The organism is Cupriavidus oxalaticus (assembly GCF_016894385.1).
Lineage (GTDB): Bacteria > Pseudomonadota > Gammaproteobacteria > Burkholderiales > Burkholderiaceae > Cupriavidus > Cupriavidus oxalaticus.
Map to the genome: position 1 here is coordinate 2,343,682 of NZ_CP069811.1, position 26,721 is coordinate 2,370,402.

Sequence of the window (26,721 nt, forward strand, 5' to 3'; positions counted from 1 at the left end):
GGCGGGGCCGGCCTCTGCCAGCCTAGTGAGGTCCAGGATACGTACGCCCTCCAGCGGTCCTGACATGGCTACTCCGGCTTGTAGTTCATTTCAGCAAAGAGGTTCTTCCAGACGTTGGCCTCTTCAGCAAGTTGCTTCGCGAACGCCGACGGCGACGACGCCACCATGCGGCCGCTCAGCTTCGACTCGATGCTGCCGCGGAATGCCTTGTCCGCTTCCAGCGTGCTGAAGTCGTGCGCAATGCGGTCCACCACCGCGGCCGGCGTTCCCTTCGGGACAAAGATGCCAGCCCACAGCAGCGGCAAGTAACCCTTGTAGCCCACCGCCTCGGCCAGTGTCGGCAACTCAGGGAAGCTGGCGTAACGCTCGGCGCTGATGGCAGCCAGCGGCTTGAGCTTGCCCGAATCGATCTGCGACTTCATCGAGCTGGGCGTATTGACCAGGAACTGCGCGTCGTTGCGCATGGCGGCCAGGTTCATGGTGCCGATGCTGTTGAAGTCCAGCGGCGTGTACTTCATGCCCAGCGACTTGTTGAGCAGGGCCATGGTCAGGTTGAAGACCGAAGTCTGGCCCGTGCCGGCGAAGAACAGCCCGTTGGGGCTGCTCTTGCTCAGGTCGACCAGCTCGCGCAGCGTCTTGGCCTTTGGTGCGGTTTCGGCATTCACCGCGATGACGAGCTGGTAGTTGATGACCTTGTACACTGGCACCAGGTCGGTCATTGGGTCGAACTTCAGGTTCTTGGTGGTGAACCTGGGCAGGATCGAACTTTGCGTGCCCAGCAAGAGGGTATGGCCATCCGTGGCGTTGACCACGTATTCCGTGCCGATGACGCCGCCTGCTCCGGGCTTGTTCTCGACGATCACCGGCTGCTTCCAGATGCCTTCGAGACGCTGCGCCAGGCTCCGGGCCAGGATATCGCCGGTGGAGCCCGCCGCGACCGCAATCACGATCTTCACGGGCCGGGTCGGCCATTCCGCGGCCGCGGCGGGCCTGGGCAGCGATAGTGCCGCGCAGGCGGCCAGGCCGGCGGCGCCCGCCAGCCGTAGCCAGCGCCGGCGGCCGGGCGCTGCTAGTCGTACTGTCATGTCTCTCTCCGTTCTATCTGTTATGTCTGGCGCTGCGTCAGGCTTGGGTGAACACCGGTAGCGCCTGCCCGCCGCGTTCGATCATGTGCGCTTGCACGCGGTTGCCGATCTGCATCGACTCGGGCGGACCTTCGATCTGCGTGAACAGGAAATAGCCTTCGTCCATCTCGACAAAGCCGACTGTGTACGGCGCGATCGCGGCAAAGGCCGGCGTCGGCCCCCGCATCACGGTGCTGAACGAATACAGCTTGCCGCGGCCGGCGGAGACTTCCCAGGCGAGCTGGTCGGCGTTGCAGTGCGGACAGAAGGAATGGGCCGGCCAGACCGCCTGGCCGCATCCGCCGCAGCGCTGGTATTTCAGCAGTCCGGCGCCCAGGCCTTCCCAGTAGGGCCGGGCATCGAGAAGCTGGTACGGCTGCGGCCAGCCGTCTTGCGTTTGGATCATCACGTGCTCCGATGAGGTTCAGGTGGAGGAAGACAGCAGCAGCACGCTGCCGGCGGCCAGCATGCCCCCGGCACCCTGCACCAGCACTGTCTTCGGCCGGCGCGCCGGCGCCAGCCCGAGCGCTTCCCCGCGCAACTGGCGCACGGCCTCGACCATGCTGTCCATATTGCAGGAGATGCCCGGCTGGCCGAACGACAGCCAGCCGCCGTTGGTGTCGGTGGGCAGGTCGCCGTCCACCCCGGTGCGTCCTTCGCGGTACAGGTCGATACCGCGGCCCTTCTTCGCGAAGCCCAGGTCTTCCATGACGATCGGTCCCATGTGCGCGAAGTTCACCGAGACCTGCGCCATGTCGATGTCAGCCGGCGACAGCCCCGACATGGCGTAGGCCTGGCTCGCCGCCGCCGCCGTCGCGGTGTAGATCAGGTTGGGCATCGCGCCAAGCTCGGGGAATTTGCACGACCGCATGTTCATGCGATCGCCCAGGTACTCATGCGTCGTGGCTGACCCGTAGCCTATCAGGTAGACCGGGTTGCGCGCCGCCTTTGCCCGTTCCGGCGAAGTGATCACCAGCGCGCCGCCGGTGCCGCCGCCCCAGGTGGAGCACATCCAGCGCCGTAGCGGCGTGGCGACATAGGGCGACGCAAGCACGGTCTCGCGGTCGATCTCGCCGAAGCGCGCCTTGGCAGCATGCGGGTGATGCACGCCCCAGCGCTGGTTGGCCACCGCGACCTCCGCGAGGTCAGCTTCGGTCAGGCCGAACTCATGGAGGTAGCGGCACGCGGCCGGGATGATCGGGCCATACGGCACCTCGAACTGCGGATCGGCATCGGCCTCGGCACCCATTGCCACGGCATCGACAAAGAGCTCGGTCGCGTCGCTCTGCAGGCACAGTACGTACTCTGCCTGGCCCGTGGCGATCATCTCCGAGGCCACCGCCAGCGTGGCAGTGAGCCCGGCGCCGTGCATGGTGATCTCGCTGGTGCGCTTCACCGGCATCTGCATGTGGGAGATGAAGATGTTGCTCCACTGCGAGCGCTTGTCCGCCCAGGGCGAGCGGCCGGTGTAGACGGCGTCGACCTGGTCCTTGGTAATGCCCGCGTCCTGCAGCGCGCGCCGCGTGGCTTCGGCGGCTAGCTGCAGCGGGTCCTTGCGATCCGCCCGGGACGCGTAGGCGTCGCCCATCCCGATGATGGCCGCCACTGGCTTGGTCGACATGGCCGCCATTGCCTCAGGCCGCCTTCAGTTCAGGCAGTGACGACGCGATCAGCGCGTCGAGGTCTTCGCGCTTGCGCAGCATCAGCAGGCTCCATTCGCCTTGCTGCAGCAGGTCGCCGTTCTGGTTGATCGCGCTGATGCGGAACTTGATCACCCCGTACTTGTCGTCCTTCTCCTTCTTTCCGATCACTTCGCACACCGCGTAGATGGTGTCGTTGATGTACACCGGGCTGCGGAAGCGCATATTATCGATGCCGTAGTTCGCCTGGATGCCCAGGCCGAACTGGATCAGGCCAGTAACGATCGAGTAGGTCAGCGACCCCTGCACCAGGCGCTGGCCGAAGCGGGTCTTCGACGCGTAGTGCGTGTTGGAGTGGATCTCGATCCAGTTGCCGGTCAGTGCGCAGTAGTTGACGACATCTGCTTCAGTGATGGTGCGCCCGCCCGAGCGGAATACCTGACCCACCTGCAGCTCGTCAAAGGTCTGGTCGATACGGTTGTTGATAACGCGCTTGGTCGTGTCAGTCATTTCTCTGGTTCCTTGATGTGGTTGCGCGATCAGCCCAAGCGCATGGACTTGGCGATGATGGTCTTCTGGATCTGCGAGGTGCCGCCGCCGATGGTGGACTGGACGCTTTCGCGCAGGTAGCGCTCCATGTCGGCTTCTGGCAGGTTGGCGTAGCCGCCCAGCACCTGCATGCCGGTCAGCGCGCACTGCTTGAGCGTCTCGGACCCATACAGCTTGGCCATCGACACTTCACGGCTGCACGGCACGTCGGCAGCTGCCATTTGCGCGGCACGGTAGCAAAGCAGGCGCGCGGCATCCACCTCGGTCTGGCGGTCGGCCAGCATGTGCTTGAGCACCTGGAAATCCCACAACTGTTTGCCGAACTGGATACGCTCATGGGCGTACTGCACTGCCTTCGACACCGCCGTCTGCGCGTTGCCGACATAGGCCGCAGCCACGGAGCAACGTTCGAGTTCCAGGTGCTTGGTGATGATTTCCCAGCCTTGGCCTTCTTCGCCGAGAATCGCATCGCCCGGCACGCGCACTTCATCCAGGAAGATCTCGGTGGTGCCGGTCGCATGGCGCGACAGGGTCGGAAGCTTGTTGATCACCAGGCCCGGCGTCGTGTTCGGGATCAGGAGAACGGAAAGGCCGCCGTGCTTGTTGTCGGCGTCCGTGCGCACCAGCATGGCGATGACCGTGTCCTTGGCCGCTGCGCCGCTGCACCACAGCTTTTGTCCAGAAACGATCCAGTCGCCGTTCGCGTCGCGACGGGCGCGGGTCTTCGTGTTGGAGGCATCGGAGCCGGCGTCGGGCTCGGAGATCGACACGGAGAAGCGGATCTTGCCCTCGATGAACGGCTTGATGTACTTGTCCTTCTGCGCAGCCGTGCCGTACTTCGCGATATTCATCGCCGTGAAGGTCGGCACCAGGACCGCCGCCGCGAAATCGAAGCCGAACTTTCCAAGGCCTTCGGCCATCAGCGTGTAGTCGAAGATGTCGCCTCCGGCGCCGCCCTCTTCCTCACTGAACAGCAGCCCCAGCCAGCCCTGCTTGGCGATCTTGTCGTAGGCCTCGTAGGGATAGTCACGGTTCTGGTCGCACTTGCGCACGTACTCGACCGTGACCTCGTTGTCCATGAAACGGTTCACGGTATCCAGCCACAAGGCCTGCGATTCATTCAGGAAGTTCGGTTGCACTGTATTGCCTCCATTGGTTTGCGTTGGCATCTGCCTGCATTGCAGCGAGCCCTTGCTGCGATTGCTGCGATGCGTGTTGGAAGCGTAGTGGTGTGCAGCAGGCAAGCCAACTGGCCTTTTCCGAAGCGGCGATTCGGTGGGATCGAAGTGAGCCGCAGGAGGCGCCTGGACGGGGCAAGCGCGCAGTGTTGCGCGACGGTGCGTGGTAGCGCTCAGCCCTGCCCTGATACGGCGGGCTCGCCGCGCGGGCGGTCTAGCAGCTGCTTCATCAGCGCGGCGGCAGGCGGGCTCAGGACACGACCGCGGGCCGTGGCGATATGGGTGGTGCGCACGGCCCACGACTCGTCGATGGCCACGCTGGTGACCTGATCGAACATATCGTGGCTGAGCAGGCATTCGGGCAACACAGTCACGCCCAGCCCGGCCTGGACCAGGCTGGTCGCCACCCCGGCGCTGACGACGTGGAACGGTGGCGCGAACTCGGCGCCCATGCGTTTCGCCGCGGCGCGGAACATGCCCAGCATCGATTCCACCGGAATCAGCCTTTCCGGCAGCAGGTCTTCGAAGCTGACCATTTCACGCGCGCTGAGCGCGTGCGTGTTGGGCACCACGGCGACCAGCCGGTCGCGGCGGTAGGGTGTCACGTCGACGCCCCCAAGCTCAAGCTCGTGGGCCATGGCGAACACCCCTACGTCGGCATCGCCGCGCGACACTGCCTCGATGATCGCGGCGTTCTCGACTTCGCGCACCACCAGCTCCACCAGCGGGAAATCGCGCGCGTAGTCGCCCAGCTCGCGGGCAAGAAATGGCGCGATGATTGAGCGCGCCGAAGCCACCACCACCTTGCCGCGCATGCCTTCGGTGAAGGCGGAAATTTCGGAACGCAGGTTCTCGATGCTGTCCAGGATCTGGCGCGCGTAGCGCACCAGCACCGCGCCCGCGGGACTCGGGACGACGCCCCTGGGTCCGCGTTCGAGCAGCTTGACGCCAGCGATATCCTCCAGGTCCTGGATCCGCTTGGTCGCCGTCGAAGCGGCAATATTCTCTCGGCTCGCGGCTCGCCCGATCTGCTGCTCTTCCACAGCAGACAGGAACAACCGCAACGTAAACAGGTCGACTTGGCGGATCAGGTGCAGGCGGTTGAATTCGGTCATGAACGGCTGGCGGGAAGGTGAGGGCCCAGCCTATTTTGCTCGCCTTATTCGCGCGATGCCAGCCGTTCCTGCAGCACCTGCGCCATCGCCAGCAGGCACGGCGCCAGCTCGCGTTCGACGCGGGCGCGCGCCATGCGCGCAGTTCGGCCAATGCAGGCCAGCACCAGCGGCGGCTGCTCCGGCACGCGGACCGGCACGGCGACGGCGGCCAACTCAGGCTCCCACTCGCCGAGCGACATGCAGAAACCCAGTTCATGGACCTGCGAGATCTTCTCGGCCATGCGCCGCCGCAGCAAGGGCCAGTCGCGGCCGGCCTTGCGCTCCACATTGCCCTGCAGGTAGCAGCGCTCCAGTTCCGGGATCGCTGCAAGCAGTGCCGATCCCATCAGCGATGACGCAATATGCAGGCGCGTTCCCGGCGTCAGGCGCAGGTCCAGCACGGCCTGGCTGCCCACGCGGCTGTCCAGCACGATCACATCGAGCCGGTCGCGCGTGCCGAGCACCACGTAGGTATCGGTCGCTTCGGCGAACTTGCGCATCTCTATGCTGCCCTCGCGCTGCACGGCAGGATCGGCGATCGCCGCATAGCCGAGCGCCAGCGAGGCGGCCGCGAGCCGGTATTTGCGCCGCACCTCGTCGTGGTGCAGGTATCCCAGTGCGACCAGCGACTGCAGCAGCCGCGTGACCGTGGGCGCGGGGATGCCGGTTTCCAGAGAAATCTCTTGGTTGCCCAGCCAGGCCTGCTCCGGGCCGAAGGCGGCCAGCACGGCCAGGCCGCGGGCCAGCGGCGCTACCCGCACCTGACTTTCCGCCGTAGCGGACCGGCCCGGCCTGGGCCAGATCGCGCCGATCCCGGGTTGATGGCCTCGCGGCCTCGCGCCTGCTTGCTGCAACATGGGCGTCTCCGTATCCATGGATATGCTTGCGCCCGCTACCCACGTAGCATGCGGCGCATGGCGGTGCGCCCGTACCTGACGAACGTTAGGTAGAGTTTGAGGGCCGGTTCGATGAAGCTCCATGGGGGTTAACCCCCTCGCTCATTGCACGGAACGGCGGCAAGCGCTGTATTGACCTCGCCTGCTCCGGATCCGACCATGCGTGCATACGCCACCCTGCACGCAGGGCTGTCAACAGGATATCGAGACAGGAGACCGCAGCAATGACCCATTCCCTTCACCGCCTGTGCGGCGTGATCATCATGGCGCTGGCCGCAGGCCCGACATTCGCGGCAGACGCTTATCCAGCCAGGCCCGTGCGGATCATCGTGAATTCGGCGCCGGGCGCGCTGCTCGACGTCACGACCCGCGCCGTGGCGCAGCAGATGGCCGAGAACCTTGGCCAACCCGTGGTCGTGGAAAACATGGCTGGGGCTGCCGGGCTGCTAGGCATCCGTTATGTGAAAGCCCAGAAGCCGGATGGCTACACCCTCCTCGCCACCGCCAACACCCTGGCGCTGGCGCAAGCCACCAAGCTGGAGCCGGGCTATGACCTGGCACGGGACTTCACCGGCATCGGCATGATGAACAAGGCCCCACTGATCATGGTGGGTTTCTCCGCTCAGCCGGACAAGACCCTGCCGCAGTTGATCGCGCATGCCAAAGCCAGCCCGGGCACGATGTCCTATGCCACCGCAGGCATCGGCACCAGTACCCATATGGCCGCCGCGCTGTTCATGCACCAGGCCGGCATCAAGATGCTTCACGTGCCCTACAAGGGGAACGCCGGCGCCATGCCGGACGTGCTTGGCGGCCGCGTCAACATGATCTTTGACGGCGCCAACTCGTCGGGCCCATACGTCCAGGACGGAAAGCTGCGCGCGTTCGCGGTTTCGTCACCCAAGCGCCTGCCGGCGTTTCCCGATATTCCGACACTGGCCGAACAGGGTCTGCCCAACTATAGCTTCTATGTCTACATGGGCCTGGCGGCGCCGGCCGGCACGCCAACGCCTGTCGTCATGCGGCTGGCGAAGGCATTGAAGGCGGCGCAGGCCAACGAAGGCGTGCGCGAGCGGTTCCGCAAGGACAGCGCCGAAGCCGGCAACCTGTCCCCGGAGGAATTCACTGCGTTCTTGCGCCAGGATCTTCAGCGCAATATCAAGGTCGTGGCGGACCTGGGCATCCCGAAAGAGTAAGCCGAACGACAAGCCGAACTCCCCTGGCAGCCCCTGCCGCAGGGGCGCGACACATTACCTGGAGAGAATGCCATGGCAACAACCATCGTCGAGCAACTGGCCGGCTTCACCGAACAAAGCACCTATGGCATGCTGCCGCCGGCGGTCGTGGACGAATGCAAGCGCATCGTCCTCGATTCGCTGGGATGCGCGCTGGCCGCCGTCGACCAGCCCAAGGGCAAGATCGGGATCGACTACGGCGCACTGATGGGTGGCGCCGCGGGCGACGCCACCATCATCGGCACCGACCAGCGGGTGTCGGTCGTTGGCGCGGCCTTTGCCAACGGCGAACTGATCAATGCCCTCGACATGGATGCCGTGGTACCGCCGGGCCATGTGACGCCCTATGTCCTGCCCGGCGCGCTGGCGGTCGGCGAAGCCATGGGCCGGTCCGGCCAGGACCTGATCACCGCGCTGGCCGTCTCGCACGAGATGTCCTACCGGCTCGGCAAGGCCATGGACTACCTGCGCGACACCAAGGACGGCAAGGTGTCGCCGCCGAAGATCTATGGCTACAGCAGCACTGTCTTCGGCGCGACGGCGGCCATCGTCAAGCTGAAGGGACTGGGCGCCGAGACGACAGCGCATGCGCTAGGGATTGCCGGCAGCATCAGCCCGGTAAATTCGCAAGTCGCCTGGTTCCAGCATGCGCCCAGCTCCACGATCAAGTACCTGCTTGCCGGCGCCCTGACGCAGGCGGCCATGGCCGCTGCGCACATGGCCGAGTTCGGCCACCGCGGCGACCTGCAGATCCTCGACGACCGTGAGTATGGTTTTCCGCGCTTTATCGGCACCACGCGCTGGGAGCCGGACCGCATCCTCGCGGCACTGGGCACCGACTGGCAGTTCCCCACCGAGCAGGCCTACAAGCCCTACCCGCATTGCCGCATCCTGCATGCCCTGCTGGACAGCCTCAATGAGATCGTCGACCAGAACGAACTGCGGCCGGAAGAGATCGACGGCATCAAGGTCTGGGTCGAAGGCTTCGTCGAGCAGCCGGTATGGCTCAACCGGGATATCAGGCATGTGCACGATGCACAGTTCAGCATCGCGCACGGCATCGCGCTGGGTGCGCATCGCGTGCCCCCGGGCAAGGCCTGGCAGGACCCGGAACTGGTCTTCGGCGAATCCGTGATGCGCCTGATGGACAAGGTCGAGCACGCGGTGCACCCCGACTATGTGGCGCTGCTGACCGGCCACGCGGCCAGCCGGCCGGCGAAGATCGAGGTGTCGGCGCGCGGCCAGATCTTTGCCGGCGAGCGGCGCTATCCGAAGGGGAGCCCCTCCCCCGACCCGGCCAGCCATATGAGCACCGAAGAGCTGGTACAGAAGTTCCGCGACAACGCGCGGGACGTCATTCCCGAGGCCAACATCGTTCGCGTCATCGATGCGGTGCTGGACCTGGAGAATGTGGGGAACATCGCGTCGATCCTGGCTGACGTGCGGCCCGGGAAACGCTGAGGTCCGGCTTCAGCTGACGGCGGGCGCCATGTGCAGGCATGGCGCCCGCGCAGGCCTTGCTTCAGCATGGGAGGGAGGTCTTTGGCCGAAGGCTGCGCCAACGGCGCGAACAAAAAAAGAAGCCCCGCGGCAAGCCGGTCGGGGCATAAGCTCGCTCGGAGGCGAGCATGGAGACAACAGATACCGTTTCCGGCATGCACGGATTCACTATGCTGCAGCGGTGCCAGATAGCCAAGGGCGTTGCGCGAACTCTCCCGTACTTTGAAACATCCCCGCAAACACGCGCCCATCAGAGCTGCAGCCGCAGCAGGGCGTCGTAGCTTCCCAAGGTACGGAACACTACGTCTTTTCGGTTGAGCTGGTGGCGTCATCGTCCTAGCATTGCTCGCAACGCCACAAGACAGGCATGGCCAGGAACGCCCGGGCCGCGCCAGGCAATGACATGGCAACCATGACCGAACACCACGCCACGAGCACGAACGCCTCGCGCGTGCATGCCGCCCTGCAAGACGTCGAGCGCCGCTGGAACGCCGCCGCGCTGACGTGGAACGCCGACGCGCTGACCGCGCTGTACGCGCCCGAAGCCCTGTTTTTTGGGGGCCGCCCGGGCCATGCCGTGGGCCATGCGGCGATCCTGGGGTACTTTGCCTCGTACGCCGGGACGCTGCGCTCGGCATCAATGTCCCTGGTCGACCAAACGCTGGTTGAGCTTGGCGCGGACACGCTGCTGGCGCAGGGGCACGCAAACTTCCGCTTCGTGCTCGCCGACGGGCGCGAAACCGCCTCGGCACTGCGCACGACTTGGGTGCTGGTCAGGCGCCTGGGGGTGTGGCAGATTCTACAGCACCACTTTTCTCCGACACCCGAAGCACCGCCTATCCAATAGCCGGCGCCCCCTTTATCGGGAAGACCCGATGCACGACGTGCCGGACCGCACAGCCCGCCCGGCCAGGAGCGTGCACGCTGGCTGGTGGATTTTCTGCGTCGGGCGGCGCAGTCGCCTCAGTGAATGGTCAACCCACCCGTCGGACTGAGCGTCGCCCCCGTGAGGTAGTGCGCGGCATCCGAAGCCAGGAATGCCACCACCTGGCCAATGTCTTGCGGCGCCGCCACGCCAAGTGGGCTGCTGGCGATGATCTTTTCATACTGCTTGCGGTGGAGCTCCGAGACCCCTCCCTCCTTCTCGAATGCAGCCTGCCAGGAGGGGCTGTCGCGCACCACCGTCACGCACACGCAGTTCACGCGGATCCGGTCTCGGGCCAGCTCCCTGGCAAGCACCTTGCTCGCACTGATCAGCCCGCCGGCGAAGGTCGCGACCGCTGTCTGGGTGGGCGTGGGCACCCGGCCACCCTCGGATGTCACAAAGACGACGCTTCCGCCTCCGCGCTGGCGCATGAAGGGCAACGCCGACTGTACCGGGAGCAGCTTCGCAGCGGTGTTCTCTGCCACCACGGCGCAAACACGCGACAGGTCGATATCGCCGAACGGTCCCCTGACGTCGGGGCGGCGTGCCTCGTCGTCGTTGCCGCCGGCGTTCGCGACAACAATGTCGATACCACCATGACGGCGGGCGGCCTCGGTGGCCACCGCATCCATGTCCGCTTTGGAGCGGACGTCACCGGGCAGGAAATCCCCGGTACCTCCGGCGTGGCGGATCTCGGCGAGCACCGCCTCAGCCTTCGCTGCCGTTCTGCCACTGATGACGACGATGGCACCGAGAGCAGCAAGCTGTAGCGCGATCCCCTTCCCGATCCCGCCGGTACCGCCGGTAACGATGGCAACCTTCCCTTCAAGACTTGTCATTGCGGAGAACCTCTATCCATTGAGACGTTGATTGCATCGGGGCAGATGCCCAGGCGCTGCTCAGATGACCTCCGACGCGTGCAGTGCGTCGAGCTGCTGCGCATTCATATGTAGCCAGTCGCCCAGCACGCTATCAGTATGCTGACCCAGCCGGGGTGGCAGGCCAGCCTCCGGCTCCGGCGTATCCGACATCTTGATCGGATTGCCCGCGACCTGGACGGCGCCCCATGCCGGGTCCTGCAGGGTCATCAGCATTTGCCGCGCGGCAACGTGCGGGCATACAAAGACATCAGCAATGTCATTGACCGCGGAGGCCGGAACCCCGCCTTCACGCAGTGCTTCGACAGCCTCGGCGCGCGTGCGCGTCGCCAGCCATGCGTCGATATGCGGGTTGAGCGCGTCGCTGTTGGCACTGCGGGCCATACCGTCCTGGAAGCGCGCATCCTCCAGCAGGGCAGGCATGCCAATCACGTGGCAGAAGCGCTGCCAGATATGATCCCCCAGCACGGCGATGACGATATACCCGTCGCTGGCGCGGAAGGTGCCGAACGGCGCCGTCACGGCATGCAACCCCGGGGGCGCGGGCTTGTGGAAGGCGGAGTACATCGCAACCGAGATCTCGTTCTGCACCAGAGAGGCGTCATAGAGCGAAATGTCGACCTTCTTCCCCAACCCGGTTCGTTCGCGCTGATAAAGAGCCAGCAGCGCCCCCTGTGCGGCAAGGATGCCGCCCTGCAGGTCGGTCATCGAGAAGCCGAGGTAAGTCGGCCGGTCTCCCTGGCGCTCGGGCCGGTACATCAGCCCGCTCAGCGCCTGCCCGATGATGTCGAAGGCCGGGTAGTCGGTGTACGGGCTCGGCATCACATCTTCATGCCCGAAACCGGAGATCGCGACATAGATGAGGCGCGGGTTGTGCTCGCGCAGCGCGCCATAGCCAATGCCGAGACGGTCCATCACGCCGGGCCGGAGGTTCTCCAGAACGATGTCCGCTTCGCATGCCAGTTGCGTGAATATCCGCTTGCCTTCGGGATGCTTGAGGTCCAGCGTGACGCTCTTCTTGTTCCGGTTGTTGCGCAGGAAGGACAAGCTTTGCACGGAGCCGTCCGCGGCGCTCTTCACCGGAGTGGTGCTGCGCGCAAAATCCCCGCCGTCACGCGACTCCACCTTGACGACTTCGGCACCGGCATCGGCGAGCCACATCGAGGCAAAAGGCCCGGCAACAAAATTCTCGACCGCCAGGATTCGCACGCCGCTCAGGGGTCGCTCAGGGTTGTTCGTGGTGGCTGCGCTAGCAGCATTCGCGTTGGCACTCATGGTGTCTCGGGTTGTTCATGCATCTCGGCGAAGAGACTCTCCGTTTCCGGAACTTCGGTCATGTCTCTCTCCGTTGTTACATGTCGTCGTAGTTGTCAAGCCTTTGGGCGCGTGGTCAGGCACTCAAGGTCCGCGTTGTCGTGGCCGACTTCCCGCGCCGCCGACAATGGCGGCGGACGCTTGCCGTTGAACGACAGTGGCAAGCCGACGACAGCGAGCTCTTCGTCTGACGGCTTGCCGATGATGCCCAGCGCCTCCGTCTGCGCGTGATGCACCAGTTCCTCGGTCGTCTGGATCGGGGCGCACGGCAGCCCGGCGGCGCCCAGCCGCTCTTGCCAGTAGGCGCGCGGATGCTCGGCCAGGCGCTCGCCGATGAGTCCATCGATCAGGGCGCGGTTACGCAGGCGCCCCGCATTGGTGGCAAAGCGCTCGTCACGCGCCCATTCTGGCCGGTCCAGCGTCTCGCAAAGCCGACCGAACAGCGCATCGTTGGCACAGCTGACAATCAGGTAGCCGTCGGCTGTCTGGTAGGCGCGATGCGGCACGATGAAGGCGACGCCGGACCCATGGCGCGAGCCTGGTTCGCCGTCCGCGTTGTAGTTGGCCACGCCGATCGACATCCAGGCAATCGCGGTTTCCAGCAGCGAGCTGCTGACGGTCGCGCCGACGTGCTTCTTCTGCCGGCGCATCAGCGCCGCCAGGATGCCGATCACGGCCCACATACCCGTGCCAAAGTCGACAATGGACACCCCGGCACGCACCGGCGACTGCCCCTCCTCGCCGGTGATGCTCATGATCCCTGCGAACGCTTGCATCAGCGGGTCATAGCCCGGCGCGGTGTTCAGCGGACCCTGGTGGCCGAAGGCGCCGACTTCGCAGCAGATCAGCTCCGGCTTGGTCACGCGCAGGCTGTCCGCATCGAGCCCGTACTGCGCCGCCGAGCCGGGCCGCAGGTTGTGGAAGAAAACGTCGGCGCGCTCCGCGATCAATTGGTGCAGCTTGGCCAGCTCGCCGGGGTCCTTGATGTCAAGGCTGATGAAGCGCTTGCCGCGGTTGATGGCATGGAAGGCCGCGCCGCTGCCCTTCCACTTGCTCGGTCCCCAGCCGCGCGCCGAATCCCCCGTGGGCCGCTCGATCTTCCAGACGTCCGCGCCGAGCGCTGCCAGGATCTGGCCGGCGAACGGCGCCGAAGCGCTGTCGCTCAGCTCGACCACGACCACACCGTCGAGAGGCAAGTCATGCATTGCTGATACGCTCCTTCGTTTGATATGCGTTGTGTGGCATCTGCTTGGATCGGATGCATGCGGGAAGAGTAGAGGCGTGACGCCGTCTGGCCAACTGGCCTTTTCCGAAACGGCGATTCGGAGGGATCGAAACGGGAGCTGCCACTGCCCCACCGGGTGAGGATCGCTTGGGCGCGTCAGCGTTGTCACGCGCCCCTTGCCGAGTTGCCTCACCAGCGCAGCAAGCCACCGTAAGCATTTATCCGAGTGCCGTTATCATCGCTTTTTGGGCGTATGGCTACTGAACCCGTTGAAATGGGGCTTGCTCCGCCTTGGGCGCATAGCGCCATCACCCACTCGCAACAGGCGCCAGTTCGGACCCGGTCGGACGTCAATGCGGCGTGAGCAGTCCGCGCACGTCGAGTTGCGCAAGCACGTGGCTGACCACGGCATCGCAGCGAGACCCTGCGAACTGGAAGGTCCCGTGCAGGTAGGGCGCCGCCTGCTCGGCAAGGATGGCGCGCAGCATCATGCGCGCGCGCAGGAAGCGGGTCTTGACCACGTCGCCGCTCACGCCAAGGCAGAATGCCGCTTCGTCAACGCTCATGTCCTCGACCGCGCGCAGCATGAATACACTGCGGTACATCGCTGGCAGCCGCTCGATCGCGGCTTGCAGGATGTCGCGCATCTGGCCGCGTTCTGCCATCGCGTCGGGCCGTTCCCTGTCTGCACTGCGCATTGCCATCAGTGTCTCCTGCCAGGAATCCCCTCCGTCCTCCTCACTCTGTTCCATCGACACGAACCGCCCCCTGGTGCGCCGTGCGCTCAACGCCGTGTTGATGGCGATGCGCACCAGCCAGGTGCTCAGGGCGGCATCGCCCCGGAACGTGTCCAAGCTGGTGAACGCCCGCAGATAGGTCTCCTGGACGATGTCCTGGGCTTCGGCGTCGTCCGCTACCACGCCGCGCGCCGCACGGAACAGAAGGCGATTGTTGAGGCGCATGATGACCGCGAACGCGTCGGCGCTCCCCGCCCGCGCACTGGCCACCAGGTCGGCATCGGGCCGGGGATCGGCCATCGGCGGGGGACGCAGGTCGATCCGGTCATTTGGCATGGTGGGGTTCCTCCTCCCTTCCCGTTCCTTCTTGTCGTGGCGATTGCGCCGCTTCCCCGTCCGTTTCGCTTACGTTCCGCGCCCATTAGACGCATGCAGGCGCGCAAAGGTGACAGGCACGGCCACCCTGTCCTTGACGATAGTCCACTGCCTGCCCCTCGACACGCTCGCCCGGTGCGGCTTGTCACCTTCGCGCAGGTTCCTGCGTCTAAGAACAGTGAGCCATTGTCTTTCGCTGCGAGACCCAACCACCGGGAGGAGTCATGACCATGAAGCCGCATCCGTCCAGACCCGCGCCTCGCGCGGCGGCAACGGCGACCGGGCGCCCGATTCAACCGATGCGCGGGGCGTGCCGATACCGGCGACTGCTGGCCGTCCTGGCAACAGGCGCCGCGGTCACTGCAATCACCGCGTGCGGCGGCTCCTCCGACGATTCCGCCCCGGCCAATAATGACGCGGCGCGGCAGGCGGCACTCGTCGAGCAGGGCAAGCAGATTTTCCGCTTCGATACGTTCGGCGATGAAGCGCATTGGACCGATACGCTGAAGATGCATGAGGTCATCAGCACCATGGTCGACCCCGTGACCGCGCTGTCCGTCGGGTTGAAGGTGGATGTCGAAGCCTTGCCGGCAGCGGTCGCCGACGGCATCGCCAACGGCACGGTCGACCTGAACAGCCCGGCCACCACGGTGGCGCTGCTGAAGCTGAACGCGGTCGTCGGCGTCCAGGGTACGGTGCAAACGGTGAATGGGGTCGACAAGCTGGTTCGCGTCGGCATTACCTGCGCGCTGTGCCATTCGACCGTCGACAATTCGTTCGCACCGGGCATCGGCAAGCGCCTGGACGGATGGCCCAATCGCGACCTCAATCCGGGCGCCATCATCGCGTTGTCGCCTGCCGTCGATGCTGCCACCAAAGTCGTGCTCAATGCCTGGGGCGCAGGCAAGTTTGATCCGAGGAACAATGTCGACGGACTCAGCAAGCCCGTGGTGATTCCGCCCGCCTACGGCCTGGACGGCATCCATCGCATTACCGTCACCGGCGACGGCGAAGAGATCGCTTACTGGAACCGCTATGTGGCCGTGGTCGAAATGGGCGGCCTCGGCACCTTCACCGAGCCCCGGCTGAATCTGTCGATCACGCATGGCACGGAAGATCTCGTCACCAGCAAGCTGCCGGCCCTGCAAGCCTACCAGCTGTCCCTGAAAGCACCGGCGCCGTCCGCTGGCAGCTTCGACGCCGTGGCGGCCCAGCGAGGCAGGCTGGTGTTCGAAGGCGCCGGCCGCTGCGCCACCTGCCATAGCGGCACACTGTTTACCGACGCCAATGCGCGCCTGCATCCGCCGAGCGACTCGATGGCCGAACCGGAATCGCCCAGCTATGCCTCACGTTCGGCAAGCAAGCAGTATCGAACCAGTCCGCTCAGGGGTGTGTGGCAGCATCCGCCCTACTTCCACGACGGGTCAGCTGCAACGCTGGAGGACGTTGCGCAGACCTATAACACCAGGCAAGGGCTGGGATTGACCGCTGAGCAGATTGCGGATCTGGCGGAGTACCTGAAGTCGTTGTAGGCGCGCCTTCCGTGAAGGACGCGTTAAAATTTCCCCGGTCACGATGGCGATCAACGCCTCGATCCACGAACTCTGCGAGACAAGGCCCCTCTAGCTAGCCAACTCGGCAACCGCCCGATTGAACGCGCCTGGGTTGGCAATATTCATGCCGTGAGAGGCTCCGGCAATTGTCTGACGCTTAGCTTGCACGATCCATTCTTGAAGCTTATCGACCGTGCTACGGAACATGCGCGGACTCTTTTGTCCATCGATCAGCAACGTTCGACACTGGATTTTGCCGGCCGCTTCGCGTGTGTAGGCGGGCAACGGGTCACGCAGTTGCTTCGGCAGTGTGAGCGCATTATCGAGCGCCATCCTGCGGAAGCCCTGGGAACTCTTGCTCCAAAAACCAGGCATGGTTACCGAGTCTACAAACAGATTCAGACCGGTATCGAATTCGCCTTGCTCAATCAGTGCTGCAGCCTTCTCTCTCAACGCATGGGTGGCCGGCGGCAATTTGCCGGCCCCTGCTTGCGGTGTTGCCTGAAGTGGGCCGCCTGGATCAGCGAGCGTGAGCGTGCTCACCAAGTGAGGGTATTCACACGCTAGATGAAACGCAATGCAACCGCCACGCGAGTGGCCGACCAGATGGACCGGCCCCAGACCTAGCGCATCGATGAACTCCGCAATCTCCGCAACGTGCGCCTCCCAACTGAAGTCGCCGCGTCCGTACGCACTGGTTTGCGGCCAATAGTGGCCCAGGCTCGGAGCGAGGCAGTGGAAGTCCTTCGACAGAGAAGCGAGCTGCGGCTCCCAATAGCGGTAGTCGCACAGCGACCCGTGCACGAATACCATTGGCGCGCCGCTCCCAGCTTCCACATAGGGAACGGAGGTGCCGGAGGCAGTGGAAACAAAAGAAGGTTGTGGCCAGGCACCGGCAAGAGCCAGTGCAGTCAGGGGCGCTCGTGCATTCATGTTTAACTCCTTGCCCAGACTTTGCGGCACCGCACTCAAAAAGAAAATCGAATAATACTGATGGAATCGTTCAGATTTTCTGATAGTTCTAATTGCCTGACCGAGTTCAACGCCGGAGACATTGATGCGACGTCGGAGGGGGCGTCAGCGTAGTTCTCCAGTTCAGGTATCACGTCTGCGCATTGGTAGTCCAGCTTCGATCACGGCGATGTGGTCGCTCTGTGCGTGCCGGGCATGCTCAGCGCCGGTGCTGCCGCAGGAAATCCCACATCATCGCGCTGGCGTCGGGGCCAATATCGCTGTGGAAGCCGTAGCTGGCGTCGCCGCCGCTCCAGGCGTGGTCCAGTCCTTCCACCTCCACCAGCGCGACCAGGTCGCGGCTCCAGCGGCCGAAGCGGTATTCGCGGCAGCGGCCGGGTTCCTCGCCGGGCGCAGGATCCGGCGTCGCGGCAAGCCGGTCCTCCAGGCCGTTGTAGGCGAGGAACTGGCGCGCCAGCAGCCTGCCGTTGACCGGGTGCACCGCGTCGTCGGCGAGGCCGTGGATCACCAGCGCCGGCATGGCGGGGCCGCCTGGCGCGACACCGGCGGCGTCGAGCAGGCATGCCGGCTCGGCCGTCGCGCCGTGCCGCATGGCGTGCAGGCCGGCGCGTGGCGTATGGGCGGCGCCGATCACGACACCGGAATGCATGGCCACCGCCGCCGCCTTGCCGGGATAACGCAGCGCCACCACCGCGGCCATGGCCGCGCCGGCGGACATGCCGGCCAGGTAGATCTCGCGCTCGCGCACATCCTGGCGCGCGGCCAGCGCATCGAGCAGCGCCGCCACGGCCTGCGCCTCGCGCCCGCCTTCGGCGGCGCTCAGGTCGAACCACTGCCAGCAGCGCTGGACCTGCCGCCGCAGCGGCTGTTGCGGATACGCGACGATAAAGCCTTCCTGTTCGGCCAGCGCATTCATGCGCGTGCCGGCGCTGATGGCATCGGGCGTCTGGCGACACCCATGCAGCAGCACCACCACCGGCAAGGGGCCGCGATGGCGCTTGGACGGGATATAGAGGTGGTAGGGCAGCTGCGGCACCAGGTCGCCGGGCAGTGCCGCCAGGCGCAACCGGTGTGCCTGCCAGGTGCCGGGCAGTTCGTCCGGCGTGACGGGCGACCGGTGTGGCGACCGACGTGGCAACCTGGGCAGCGGCAGCGTGGGCGCAACAGCCGGGGGGTGCGGTCGGGCCAGCACGTCCTGCGGACGTGCTGGTGTCAGCGGGTTCAGCGAGTCGAGGCGTTGCAGCCAGGACTTCAGCTGCCTTTCAGTTCGGGCCTGCACCCGGCTCATGCGCCGGAGTTGTGCGTGCCAGTCAGCGGCCAGGCTCTTGGTCATGAGGACTCCTGCTCAAATGACGGAATCTCCCCCGGGTGCCTTTGTTGTGCGTTGCAGCATATCACACCCGCCAACCACCTCTTCGTGTCCGTTTTCTCTCCTGGCGCGGTGGAAAATATTGGACTCCGAACAACGTAGGATGGAGATCACCGAAAATTGACCGACGATGCCAGAATTTCACACTGATCTAGCCCGCTTCCTTCGCTCCCGGGTTCTATACCATCTGTGGCGTTGCCGAGACAGGTGGCCAGCGCGCAGCGGCCTGCGCGCGAAGACGATGCGGCGCGGAATTCGTACCAGGGATGACGAGGTGTCGGGAATCGGCGCCTTTGCCGCCGGCGACGCGCCGCGGGGCCGGGATAGCCAAAGAAGGCATCCACTGCCGGCGTATCCGGCCCCATGGCAAGCGCGTCGCTCAGCGGCGTTGCTGCGTGCACTCCTGCCGATAGGCCTCTTCCAGCCGCTTGCGATCCGGCTGGCGCTCCAGTGTCGGATACGTGCGCCCGTCTGCCGTGGTCACCGACGACTTGCCTTCAGACCACTGGGGGCCCTTTGGCAGCGCATTGATCTGGTCCAGCAAAGCCTGGCAGTGCTGACGCTGCGATGCAGACAAGGTGCCACCGGGGCCTTCGACCACGGCGGTGGCTTCGTCCAGCATCCGCGGCGGCGGTGGCGCCACCATCGGCGTACCGCCGGCGGCGGCTGTTGCGGATGCGGCAGGACTCGCCGCCCACGATGCGGCGTGCAGGGAAATTGCCACCATGGCAGCCGTCAGCCGGCCGCATTTGCAAACGAACTTCTTCAAAACCAGTATTCTCCAGGGGCCGGTGCAGCGCATGGCGGCAGCCATGGTGCGCGGCGTGCGTTGCGGAAACCGGCCGTGCGTCAGCGATCCTTGCCGCTGCCCTGGCGGCGGCCGGTACGGTTGCGCAGCAGCTCAAGCTTGAGCAGCGCGTCCGCAAGCATACTCTTGAGCCGCGCATTCTCCTCTTGCAGCTCGCGCAGCTTGCGCCCGTCACGGGCATCGTTCTGGCTCTGATCCCCGTAACGCGCCCGCCATCCATAGAACGAAGCATCGCTGAAGCCATAGCGCGCGCACAACTCGCGCACCGGCACGCCGCTGGCCGCCTCGGCCAGGTAGCTGCGGATCTGTTCTTCCGAATACCGTCTGTTCACGAATCTCTCCGCTCCACAACGGCGCCGGCGCTGGAGCAGGCAACGCAGAACGCGCCGCCAACCGTGCCGACTCTGGGCTACGTTAGCCCACGGTCGCGCCAAAAGGCAATTCAGTGTCTTCGCAAGGCGAGTTAAGAAAATTATCTGGGTGAACGTGGCTCGCAGCGTTGCCGCAACGACCTGCGCAAGCCACCAGAGCGCAGGTGCGCGAGCATTTCCGGCAACTCATCTTTCAGGAAATTCGCAAGCCTCGCCGGCGCCGCACCGGCCACCGGCCACCGGCCATGCCGTGCCATGCCGGCGAGGCCGCTGCCATGGCCATATTTTGTTAAGCCAATTTGGAGTCCACGTTGTGTCAGCACTGTGGCAATGACTTGGAAGGCCCTGGCAAACCGCGCTCCGCCTTGCGCCGACAGGGCTGCGCCCCGTGTATGGCGCACCGGATAAGGGCGATGAAAGCAAAGTTAGAAGTCTGTCATCAAATCAAGTTTCTAGGACTTTTGCAGACCATGTATTAAGATTCCTCGGCACAACTAAATTTCGCACGCTTTCGCAATGCGCCACGCGGCGCAAGCAGGAAGCGGCCCGGCAGCCCCGCAGCCACCGTGAAGAGAACCGGTGCGCGGCCCCCACGTTGCCGGTAATCATCAGGCCTGAAGGATCAAGGAGTCACCGCGCCAATTTGTCGACGCAAGTCGGAAATTAGGAGTCGTGCATGATCATCCAAAGTGTCCTGCCCGGAGGGCGTGGGCCGATCCAGTCTGCCGCGCCGAGTGTGACAGGCGTTATTTTCCAAGCTGGCTTTGCAGTATGGGCGGCGGATTGCCGCCCCGTCGGATAAGCACGTTTCATGCTTTGCTGCGCGCTCCATTGCGCGCGGCGCTGTACGCATCGGACAAACAAAAAGCAGAAAAAAGAATCGTGGATCGGGAGAAGCCAGAATGCGTCACGTCAGCACCAAGCTATTACATGTCTTCGTCCTGGTGATGGAGTATCGCGACCTCAACGCGGTCGCCGCCTGTACCCAGGGACGCGTGCCCACTGTCGCCTATAGCCTGACGCGCTTGCGCGAAATCACGGGCGATCCGCTGTTCGTCAAGCGCAATGGCATGCTCGAGCCGACGCCCCACGCCTTGCGCCTGGAGCAGACCGCACGCCAGATCCTGGCCAAGTGGAACCAGCTGGTGCGCCCGGGCGAAGCGGGCATAAGCCAGCGCCGCGCGGACGGCAGGCGGATTTCCATCGGCTTCTCGTCGTCGATCGGCGACCCGGTCATTACGGAAATCCTGACCACGCTGTGCGAGCAGTTCCCGCAGGACAGTTTCATCACGCGCCCCGTGATCGCCGATGCCGCGCTTGCCAGGCATCTCGATAGCGGCGAACTGGATTGCGCGTTTGTCGTCGACGGCGGGCACGACCCGGAACGCGTGCAGCAGCAGAACATCATGGCCACGCCGCGCCGCCTCGTCAGCGCCGCCCGCGAAGGCAGCCACGACGAAGGCGAAACAGACTGGATCCTGCTGCAGGAAGATTGCGAAGCCGGCAGCCCGCTGCGCGTCTTCCTGAGCCGGCAGGCCGGCACGCCGGGGCACCGCGAGACCGTGGTGCCTTCCTGGCATACGCAGATCACGCTGCTGCATGCCGCCGGCGGCATCTGCCCGGTGCTGGACTTCAACGTGCCGCTGGTCACGCGCGAGCGCAAGACGCGGCTGCTGGCACCGCCGAGCAGTTTTCCCGAATGGGCCGCCCTGCATTTCTGGGGGCCGGAGCGCAGCCACGACAAGGCGGTGCTGCGCGACATCATGGAAGTCGGCAGCGCGGTGCTGCGCGATCCGCTCAAGGCCATCGACGGCCGCCGCAGCGAGCGGCCTGCCGCCTCGGCGCAGGCTGCCGCGCTCGCGTGACCCGCGCAAGGGCACCCGCAGCCCCGTAGCCGATATTTACACGCACTCGATGCGCCACCAGGCGCTGGCCACCCTTAGGTGCCAGCGCCTTTTTCATCAGGCGTCGCGGTGGCCGGATGCGCTTTGCGAATTCTCCTACTTTCGTGCCACGGCACAGCCAGTATCCTGCGCATGCATCGCAGCGCGCCGGCCGTCTCCCGTTTGGCCCGTCCTGCGGCGATGCATGCAGTTGTCTGGCGTCAACTTGTCTGGCGTCGCCATTTCGCCGCACGTCGGCCGACGTGCGGCGTTTTCTTGAGCGCGGCGCGGCATGACGCACTGCACGAACCAGGACCGAGGAGACCCGATGGCATTGAGGATCCTGCTTGCCGATGACCATCCGGTAGTCAGCGCGGCCGTTGCCGACCGCCTGCACACCCAGACCGGATGGGAAATCTGCGGCACAGTGACCAGCGCAACGGCACTGCTGAACAGCGTCGCGACCCTGCGGCCCGATGTCGTCGTCACCGACTACCACATGCCCTCGCAGCAGGAGGGCAGCGGCGATGGGCTGCGCATGCTGGCCGCCCTGCGCCGGCGCCACCCGTCGCTGGCCGTGACCGTGCTCACCATGATCACCAACCCGCTGGTGCTGCGCTCCATCCTCGATACGCAAGTCCATGGCCTGCTGCTGAAAGACGCCCCGCTATCGGAGCTGGTCACCATGATCAGCCGCATCCAGCGCGGCTTCCACTACATCGGCAAGTCGGCCATGGAGATCCTGTCCCAGGCCGACCCCGGCAACCCCGCGGCAAGCCATGGCGGCGCCGAGCGGCTGTCGGCGCGTGAAATGGAAGTGCTGCGGATGTACCTGGCCGGGCGCTCCGTCAGCGAGATCGCGATCCTGCTGTGCCGCAGCGTCAAGACCATCAGCCGCCAGAAGAACTGCGCCATGCACAAGCTGGGGGTCACCAACGACCGCGAGCTGTTCGAATTCGCGGCGCTCAACGGCATGCTGCTGTCCGGCTGCTGAATGGCCGGCGCCGGCACGGGCCCCCGGTACTCCCCGGGGTACTCAGGCCACGGCGTCCGGCTGCTCCAGCCGCGCCAGCGCATGGGCGATGCCGGTCTCCAGCTGCGCCAGTCCACGCGACAGGTCCTGCATGGTCGAGCCCGAGACCTCGGTCAGCACATCCTGCAGGAAGGCAGAGCGCAGCGGCATCACGCGCGCCACCAGCTGCTGCCCCGCCTGCGACAGCGTGACATGGGTCACGCGGTTGTCGCGCTCCGACGTGGTCCGCTCTACCCAGCCCAGTTCCTGCATGGCCTTGAGCTGGCGCGTCAGTGCGCCCGGATCCATGCCGACGCGGTCGGCCAGCGCCCGCTGCGCGATGGCATCCTCCTGCAGGTACAGCACATGCAGGATCCGCCAGCGCGGCAGCGGCAGGCCGATGCACTGCTCGAATGCAGCCGCATACGCGCGATAGGTGCGTCCGAACTGCTGCAGTACGGCCACGCTTTGTCGCTCCAGTTCCATCCGTTCTCCTCAGGGATACACAGGCGCCGTCACAGGCGCAAGCGCCGCATCCGGCATGCGCTCACTCCGCCGCCATCGCGGGCTCCGCGGTGCGCGCCAGCCTGACCGGCGGCACCCGGTGCGCGCACCAGACGCCCACCGCAGCGGCGATCCCGGCGGCCAGCAGGCCCAGGTGGATCGCGCTGACCAGCGACATGCGCGCCTGCTCCAGCAGCAAGGCGCCATTGTGCCCGGCCTGGCCCAGTTCGCCGAGCAGTGACAGTTGCGAGGCCTTGTCGATCAGCACCTGCGGATCGCCCATGCGCGCCGCCCACTGGCTGGCCCCGGCGGCAGCCATGGCGTGGTCGACGCCGCCGGTATAGCTGCGCGTGACCAGCGTGCCGACGATCGCAGTACCGACCATGCCGCCCACCATGCGCAACGATTGCAGCATCGCCGTGGCAATGCCAAGGTGCTCGCGCCCGGCGGTCTGCTGTGCGAACACCGTCAGGTTGGGCATGATGAAGCCCAGCCCGAAGCCGCCCACCAGCATGATGGCGAGCAGCATCCCGTGCGGCATGGCGCGCGTGGCCTGCGACAGCGCCAGCGTGGCCAGCGCCAGCATGCCAAAGCCGGCATACAGCATCGCGTTGGGCCGGCGGATGCGGGTGATGACGCGGCCGTTGACGATACTGCCGACCGTGATGCAGACCACCAGCGGCGTGATCAGCAACCCCGCTTCCTTCGGCGACAGGCCAAATCCGCCCTGGAACAGCAACGGCGCATACAGCAGCAACGCGAACATCGTGAAGCCGGCGAATACCGACAGCTGGAACAGCGGCGCCAGGCCCGGGTTGCGGAACATCTCCACCGGCAGGATCGGGTTGGCGCAACGCTGCTCCCAGTGCCACAGCGCCACCATCGCGAGGGCCGACAACACCAGCAGGCCCGCGGTATAGGCATCGAAGCCGCGCCCGGGCAGCAACTCGACGCTCATCTGCATGGCGCCCAGGCCGACCGCGATCAGCAAGGCCCCGAGCCAGTCCACGCGCACCGGCCCGCCATGCGCCTGCTGGCGCAGGTGCGGCAGGTAACGCCAGGCAAACCACAAGCCCAGCACGCCGACCGGCAGGTTGACATAGAACACCGCGCGCCAGCCGGACCACTCGGTCAGCACGCCCCCCAGCGACGGCCCGATGGCATTGGCAATGCCGAATGCCGCACTCAGCATCACCTGCCAGCGCAGCCGCACATGCGAATCGGGAAACAGGTCGGCAATGCAGGCGAAGGCCGTGCCCACCAGCATGCCGCCACCGATGCCCTGCAGCGCCCGCGCCAGCACCAGGAACGGCATGCTGGTCGCGAGCCCGCACAGCGCCGACGCGACGGTGAACACCACGATCGACGCCAGCACGAAAGGCTTGCGTCCGTAATAGTCGCCCAGCCGGCCGAAGATCGGCACGGTGATGACGGACGTCAGCAGGTACGCCGTAACCACCCAGGCGTAGTACTCGAAGCCTTGCAGTTCCGCCACGACTGTCGGCAGCGCGGTGCCGACCACGGTCTGGTCCAGCGCCACCAGCATCACCACGAATGACACGCCCAGCATGGCCAGCAAGGATTTGCGGAACGGCAGGACCTGGCCGGCGGGCTCATCGCTATGTGGCTGGGGCATCATGTGATTGCTCGATCAATCGTTGTGATGTCAATCATTATAGGACAAGGCTGGCGGAACGTCGAAGATGCGCTCTGACCGACCGACTGGGGCCGGCTGCGTGAATTCGGGAGGGATGATGTCTATGTCGTGCTCAGCGGCGGGACATGCGAAACAGGCTTGCGCCTGCTTCGCCGGGGAGAGTTCTCACGCGTCGACGGCAGCAGCCGGTTCTGTGCCCGTCCGGGCTGCCTCGTCGACACCCGATCCCGTCGTGGACCTGCCTCTTCGGCCAACAGGTCGCTGGCAACCTGCTAGCGTGCCTTGCCCGCAGAGACCGGCGAGCCTGCACCCAGCCACATGAGATCCTTGCCAACTACCGCACGGCCGGAATACCCCTTTTGCGCCCTGCGCCACCGGCCTTCGCTGCTATCGGCGGGCGCCAGGTGCGACAAGACCAGGGTCTTCACTCCGCTGGCCTGCGCGACGGCGCCCACGGCCGCCTTCGATGCGGGTGCGGTCTGCCTCGACTTCAGGCTCCGGGATGTTGACCACCACCTGGACGCGCCCGGTCCGGTAGATGCCGATTCCCGCGACCACTGCCGGAATCGCCAGCAGAAGGTAGAGTGCCGCATTGCTCCAGCCTGCGGATAGCAGGAACGCGCCGCCGAGCGAGCCTGCGATAGCCCCCACCCGCCCGATGCCGAGTGCCCATGCCACACCCGTGGCACGGCTTGAAGTCGGATAGAACGCCGACGCCAGCACATTGGCGCAGACCTGCGACCCGCTGACGCAAAAGCCGGTGACAAAGATCGCGGCCGCCATTGCCATGGGCGTGCTCACTGAAGCCAGGCAGGCCACGGCGAACGCCCCGAGCGTGTAGGCCCCGGCCACCACGGTGTACGGATTGAACTTGTCCAGCAGCATGCCCAGCACGATGGCGCCCACCACGCCGCCTCCCTGCAGCAGCCCTGCGAGCATCGACGCCTCCTTCAGCGAGAGGCCACTGCGCTGGACCAGGATGGGCAGCCAGTTGATCATCAGGTACAGCAGCAGCAGGCTGCAGAAGAACGCCAGCCAGAGCCACAGCGTTCCCTGCCGGTAGCGCGGCGCGAAGAGCTGGCTGACTGGAGAGCTGGGTCCCTCGGGTTCGTCAGCGACGTAGCGCTGGCCGCTCGTGATCCGGCTTGCATCGATGCGTGCCAGGATGGCAGCGATCCGTGCCTGCATGCCTTCACGCGTGGCCAAATAGCGCACCGATTCCGGCAAAGCCAGCGCCAGCACCGGAACCAGCGCGAGCGGCAGCGCACCGCCCAATGCCAGCACGCCGCGCCAGCCGACATGCTCGATCAGGTAGGCAGTGACCACCCCACCCAGCGCAGAGCCGAGGGAAAACCCACAGAACATCACCGTCAGCAAAGTGCCGCGCCGACGCGAAGGGCTGAATTCCGCGGTCAACGTAATGGCATTTGGCATGGCGCCGCCAAGCCCGACCCCGGTCAGGAAGCGCAGTGCGATCATCCAACCGATGCCAGGCGCTGCGGCAGACGCGGCGCATGCCGCGCCGAACCAGGCCACCGACAGGATCAGCACGCGGCGTCGGCCAATGCGGTCGGCCAGCGGACCGCAGATGAAGGCGCCGGTCATCAGCCCAAGCAGGCCGGCGGAGAACAGCGGCCCCAATGCCACCATGGATAGCGACCATTCGCTGCGGATATGGGGAGCAAGAAAGCCGATGATGGCGATGTCAAAGCCGTCCAGTGCCACGATCGTGAAGCACAATGCGATGGTGCGCCACTGCAGGGATGAGAGGCGCGCCGCGTCGATGAATTCGCGCACGTTGACGGCGGCACGCGCAGGCGTGCCGGCCGCCGTGCCTTGGGGGGCGGATGGGACAGTCATGT

General features: G+C 65.5%; 24 protein-coding genes. 6 read left to right on the plus strand and 18 right to left on the minus strand.

The genetic code is table 11. The features are described from left to right. Positions 1–68: 68 nt before the first annotated feature. The 7 genes from JTE92_RS10180 to JTE92_RS10210 form a co-directional block, all read right to left on the minus strand. The gene (locus JTE92_RS10180) at positions 69–1,085 is read right to left on the minus strand and encodes a Bug family tripartite tricarboxylate transporter substrate binding protein (protein ID WP_063237256.1); all 1,017 of its coding nucleotides are present in this window, start codon (positions 1,083–1,085) and stop codon (positions 69–71) included. 37 nt (positions 1,086–1,122) lie between these two features. Further along, positions 1,123–1,530 carry a Zn-ribbon domain-containing OB-fold protein gene (locus tag JTE92_RS10185; RefSeq protein WP_063237257.1) on the minus strand — a complete coding sequence of 136 codons (408 nt, stop codon included), beginning with the start codon at positions 1,528–1,530 and terminating at the stop codon, positions 1,123–1,125. An 18-nt stretch (positions 1,531–1,548) separates the two neighbouring features. Continuing rightward, positions 1,549–2,745 carry a thiolase family protein gene (locus JTE92_RS10190; protein WP_063237258.1) on the minus strand — a complete coding sequence of 399 codons (1,197 nt, stop codon included), beginning with the start codon at positions 2,743–2,745 and terminating at the stop codon, positions 1,549–1,551. Between the two features lie 13 nt (positions 2,746–2,758). After that, the gene (locus JTE92_RS10195; protein WP_063237259.1) at positions 2,759–3,274 is read right to left on the minus strand and encodes a MaoC family dehydratase; all 516 of its coding nucleotides are present in this window, start codon (positions 3,272–3,274) and stop codon (positions 2,759–2,761) included. Positions 3,275–3,303: 29 nt separating this feature from the next. Beyond that, positions 3,304–4,452, minus strand: coding sequence for an acyl-CoA dehydrogenase family protein (locus JTE92_RS10200; RefSeq protein ID WP_231942102.1), 1,149 nt, complete (start codon positions 4,450–4,452; stop codon positions 3,304–3,306). Positions 4,453–4,664: 212 nt separating this feature from the next. Next, entirely contained in the window at positions 4,665–5,606 is a 942-nt protein-coding gene (locus JTE92_RS10205; RefSeq protein WP_063237260.1) for a LysR family transcriptional regulator, read from the minus strand. A gap of 44 nt (positions 5,607–5,650) precedes the next feature. Beyond that, on the minus strand, positions 5,651–6,406 hold the full coding sequence (locus JTE92_RS10210) for an IclR family transcriptional regulator (RefSeq protein WP_232353420.1): 756 nt from the start codon (positions 6,404–6,406) through the stop codon (positions 5,651–5,653). Between the two features lie 359 nt (positions 6,407–6,765). Here JTE92_RS10210 and JTE92_RS10215 point away from each other — a divergent pair, with 359 nt between their 5' ends. The 3 genes from JTE92_RS10215 (at position 6,766) to JTE92_RS10225 (ending at position 10,123) form a co-directional block, all read left to right on the plus strand. Further along, entirely contained in the window at positions 6,766–7,737 is a 972-nt protein-coding gene (locus JTE92_RS10215) for a Bug family tripartite tricarboxylate transporter substrate binding protein (RefSeq protein ID WP_063237262.1), read from the plus strand. 72 nt (positions 7,738–7,809) lie between these two features. Beyond that, on the plus strand, positions 7,810–9,237 hold the full coding sequence (locus JTE92_RS10220; RefSeq protein WP_063237263.1) for an MmgE/PrpD family protein: 1,428 nt from the start codon (positions 7,810–7,812) through the stop codon (positions 9,235–9,237). A 442-nt stretch (positions 9,238–9,679) separates the two neighbouring features. Then, positions 9,680–10,123, plus strand: a complete 444-nt coding sequence (locus JTE92_RS10225) for a YybH family protein (protein ID WP_232353419.1) — start codon at positions 9,680–9,682, stop codon at positions 10,121–10,123. Positions 10,124–10,239: 116 nt separating this feature from the next. Here JTE92_RS10225 and JTE92_RS10230 read toward each other — a convergent pair whose 3' ends face one another. From JTE92_RS10230 to JTE92_RS10245, 4 genes are all read right to left on the minus strand, one after another. Further along, the gene (locus tag JTE92_RS10230) at positions 10,240–11,040 is read right to left on the minus strand and encodes an SDR family NAD(P)-dependent oxidoreductase (protein ID WP_063237264.1); all 801 of its coding nucleotides are present in this window, start codon (positions 11,038–11,040) and stop codon (positions 10,240–10,242) included. A gap of 60 nt (positions 11,041–11,100) precedes the next feature. Continuing rightward, positions 11,101–12,354: a CaiB/BaiF CoA transferase family protein gene (locus JTE92_RS10235; RefSeq protein WP_063237265.1), complete on the minus strand. Its 1,254-nt coding sequence runs from the start codon at positions 12,352–12,354 to the stop codon at positions 11,101–11,103. A gap of 95 nt (positions 12,355–12,449) precedes the next feature. Then, positions 12,450–13,598, minus strand: a complete 1,149-nt coding sequence (locus JTE92_RS10240; protein WP_063237266.1) for a CaiB/BaiF CoA transferase family protein — start codon at positions 13,596–13,598, stop codon at positions 12,450–12,452. Positions 13,599–13,968: 370 nt separating this feature from the next. Beyond that, positions 13,969–14,691 (minus strand): RNA polymerase sigma factor, encoded by a 723-nt coding sequence (locus JTE92_RS10245; protein WP_063237267.1) that lies wholly within the window; start codon positions 14,689–14,691, stop codon positions 13,969–13,971. 269 nt (positions 14,692–14,960) lie between these two features. Here JTE92_RS10245 and JTE92_RS10250 point away from each other — a divergent pair, with 269 nt between their 5' ends. After that, the gene (locus tag JTE92_RS10250) at positions 14,961–16,262 is read left to right on the plus strand and encodes a c-type cytochrome (protein ID WP_239477782.1); all 1,302 of its coding nucleotides are present in this window, start codon (positions 14,961–14,963) and stop codon (positions 16,260–16,262) included. Positions 16,263–16,352: 90 nt separating this feature from the next. Here the strand turns inward: JTE92_RS10250 and JTE92_RS10255 are convergent, their stop codons facing one another. From JTE92_RS10255 to JTE92_RS10270, 4 genes are all read right to left on the minus strand, one after another. After that, positions 16,353–17,216, minus strand: coding sequence for an alpha/beta fold hydrolase (locus tag JTE92_RS10255; protein ID WP_063237269.1), 864 nt, complete (start codon positions 17,214–17,216; stop codon positions 16,353–16,355). Positions 17,217–17,454: 238 nt separating this feature from the next. Continuing rightward, positions 17,455–18,588 (minus strand): extracellular catalytic domain type 1 short-chain-length polyhydroxyalkanoate depolymerase, encoded by a 1,134-nt coding sequence (locus JTE92_RS10260; protein ID WP_063237270.1) that lies wholly within the window; start codon positions 18,586–18,588, stop codon positions 17,455–17,457. Positions 18,589–19,003: 415 nt separating this feature from the next. Continuing rightward, positions 19,004–19,438: a hypothetical protein gene (locus JTE92_RS10265; RefSeq protein WP_232353418.1), complete on the minus strand. Its 435-nt coding sequence runs from the start codon at positions 19,436–19,438 to the stop codon at positions 19,004–19,006. Between the two features lie 35 nt (positions 19,439–19,473). Next, on the minus strand, positions 19,474–19,764 hold the full coding sequence (locus JTE92_RS10270; protein ID WP_029047543.1) for a transposase: 291 nt from the start codon (positions 19,762–19,764) through the stop codon (positions 19,474–19,476). A gap of 941 nt (positions 19,765–20,705) precedes the next feature. Between JTE92_RS10270 and JTE92_RS10275 the strand changes: the two genes are divergently transcribed. Both JTE92_RS10275 and JTE92_RS10280 read left to right on the plus strand, forming a co-directional pair. Beyond that, entirely contained in the window at positions 20,706–21,668 is a 963-nt protein-coding gene (locus tag JTE92_RS10275) for a LysR substrate-binding domain-containing protein (protein ID WP_063237272.1), read from the plus strand. A 346-nt stretch (positions 21,669–22,014) separates the two neighbouring features. Further along, positions 22,015–22,680: a response regulator gene (locus tag JTE92_RS10280; protein WP_063237273.1), complete on the plus strand. Its 666-nt coding sequence runs from the start codon at positions 22,015–22,017 to the stop codon at positions 22,678–22,680. Positions 22,681–22,722: 42 nt separating this feature from the next. On the opposite strand, the gene JTE92_RS10285 is transcribed toward JTE92_RS10280, so the two are convergent. The 3 genes from JTE92_RS10285 to JTE92_RS10295 all read right to left on the minus strand — a co-directional run bounded on the left by JTE92_RS10285 (position 22,723) and on the right by JTE92_RS10295 (position 26,719). Further along, positions 22,723–23,184 carry a MarR family winged helix-turn-helix transcriptional regulator gene (locus JTE92_RS10285; RefSeq protein ID WP_063237274.1) on the minus strand — a complete coding sequence of 154 codons (462 nt, stop codon included), beginning with the start codon at positions 23,182–23,184 and terminating at the stop codon, positions 22,723–22,725. A 61-nt stretch (positions 23,185–23,245) separates the two neighbouring features. Next, entirely contained in the window at positions 23,246–24,841 is a 1,596-nt protein-coding gene (locus JTE92_RS10290; protein ID WP_063237275.1) for an MFS transporter, read from the minus strand. A 405-nt stretch (positions 24,842–25,246) separates the two neighbouring features. After that, complete coding sequence (locus JTE92_RS10295) at positions 25,247–26,719, minus strand: MFS transporter (protein ID WP_371136888.1); 1,473 nt, start codon at positions 26,717–26,719, stop codon at positions 25,247–25,249. Positions 26,720–26,721 lie beyond the last annotated feature (2 nt).

Excerpts from the sequence above, each read along its gene's own strand:
- JTE92_RS10180 (WP_063237256.1), bottom strand. The coding sequence starts at position 1,085 with ATGACAGTACGACTAGCAGCGCCCGGCCGCCGGCGCTGGCTACGGCTG.
- JTE92_RS10290 (WP_063237275.1), bottom strand. The coding sequence starts at position 24,841 with ATGATGCCCCAGCCACATAGCGATGAGCCCGCCGGCCAGGTCCTGCCG.
- JTE92_RS10285 (WP_063237274.1), bottom strand. The coding sequence starts at position 23,184 with ATGGAACTGGAGCGACAAAGCGTGGCCGTACTGCAGCAGTTCGGACGC.
- JTE92_RS10185 (WP_063237257.1), bottom strand. The coding sequence starts at position 1,530 with ATGATCCAAACGCAAGACGGCTGGCCGCAGCCGTACCAGCTTCTCGAT.
- JTE92_RS10295 (WP_371136888.1), bottom strand. The coding sequence starts at position 26,719 with ATGACTGTCCCATCCGCCCCCCAAGGCACGGCGGCCGGCACGCCTGCG.
- JTE92_RS10255 (WP_063237269.1), bottom strand. The coding sequence starts at position 17,216 with ATGAATGCACGAGCGCCCCTGACTGCACTGGCTCTTGCCGGTGCCTGG.
- JTE92_RS10215 (WP_063237262.1), top strand. The coding sequence starts at position 6,766 with ATGACCCATTCCCTTCACCGCCTGTGCGGCGTGATCATCATGGCGCTG.
- JTE92_RS10225 (WP_232353419.1), top strand. The coding sequence starts at position 9,680 with ATGGCAACCATGACCGAACACCACGCCACGAGCACGAACGCCTCGCGC.
- JTE92_RS10195 (WP_063237259.1), bottom strand. The coding sequence starts at position 3,274 with ATGACTGACACGACCAAGCGCGTTATCAACAACCGTATCGACCAGACC.
- JTE92_RS10235 (WP_063237265.1), bottom strand. The coding sequence starts at position 12,354 with ATGAGTGCCAACGCGAATGCTGCTAGCGCAGCCACCACGAACAACCCT.
- JTE92_RS10275 (WP_063237272.1), top strand. The coding sequence starts at position 20,706 with ATGCGTCACGTCAGCACCAAGCTATTACATGTCTTCGTCCTGGTGATG.
- JTE92_RS10260 (WP_063237270.1), bottom strand. The coding sequence starts at position 18,588 with ATGACCAAGAGCCTGGCCGCTGACTGGCACGCACAACTCCGGCGCATG.
- JTE92_RS10230 (WP_063237264.1), bottom strand. The coding sequence starts at position 11,040 with ATGACAAGTCTTGAAGGGAAGGTTGCCATCGTTACCGGCGGTACCGGC.
- JTE92_RS10190 (WP_063237258.1), bottom strand. The coding sequence starts at position 2,745 with ATGTCGACCAAGCCAGTGGCGGCCATCATCGGGATGGGCGACGCCTAC.
- JTE92_RS10245 (WP_063237267.1), bottom strand. The coding sequence starts at position 14,691 with ATGCCAAATGACCGGATCGACCTGCGTCCCCCGCCGATGGCCGATCCC.
- JTE92_RS10280 (WP_063237273.1), top strand. The coding sequence starts at position 22,015 with ATGGCATTGAGGATCCTGCTTGCCGATGACCATCCGGTAGTCAGCGCG.
- JTE92_RS10265 (WP_232353418.1), bottom strand. The coding sequence starts at position 19,438 with ATGGCTGCCGCCATGCGCTGCACCGGCCCCTGGAGAATACTGGTTTTG.
- JTE92_RS10205 (WP_063237260.1), bottom strand. The coding sequence starts at position 5,606 with ATGACCGAATTCAACCGCCTGCACCTGATCCGCCAAGTCGACCTGTTT.
- JTE92_RS10240 (WP_063237266.1), bottom strand. The coding sequence starts at position 13,598 with ATGCATGACTTGCCTCTCGACGGTGTGGTCGTGGTCGAGCTGAGCGAC.
- JTE92_RS10250 (WP_239477782.1), top strand. The coding sequence starts at position 14,961 with ATGAAGCCGCATCCGTCCAGACCCGCGCCTCGCGCGGCGGCAACGGCG.
- JTE92_RS10220 (WP_063237263.1), top strand. The coding sequence starts at position 7,810 with ATGGCAACAACCATCGTCGAGCAACTGGCCGGCTTCACCGAACAAAGC.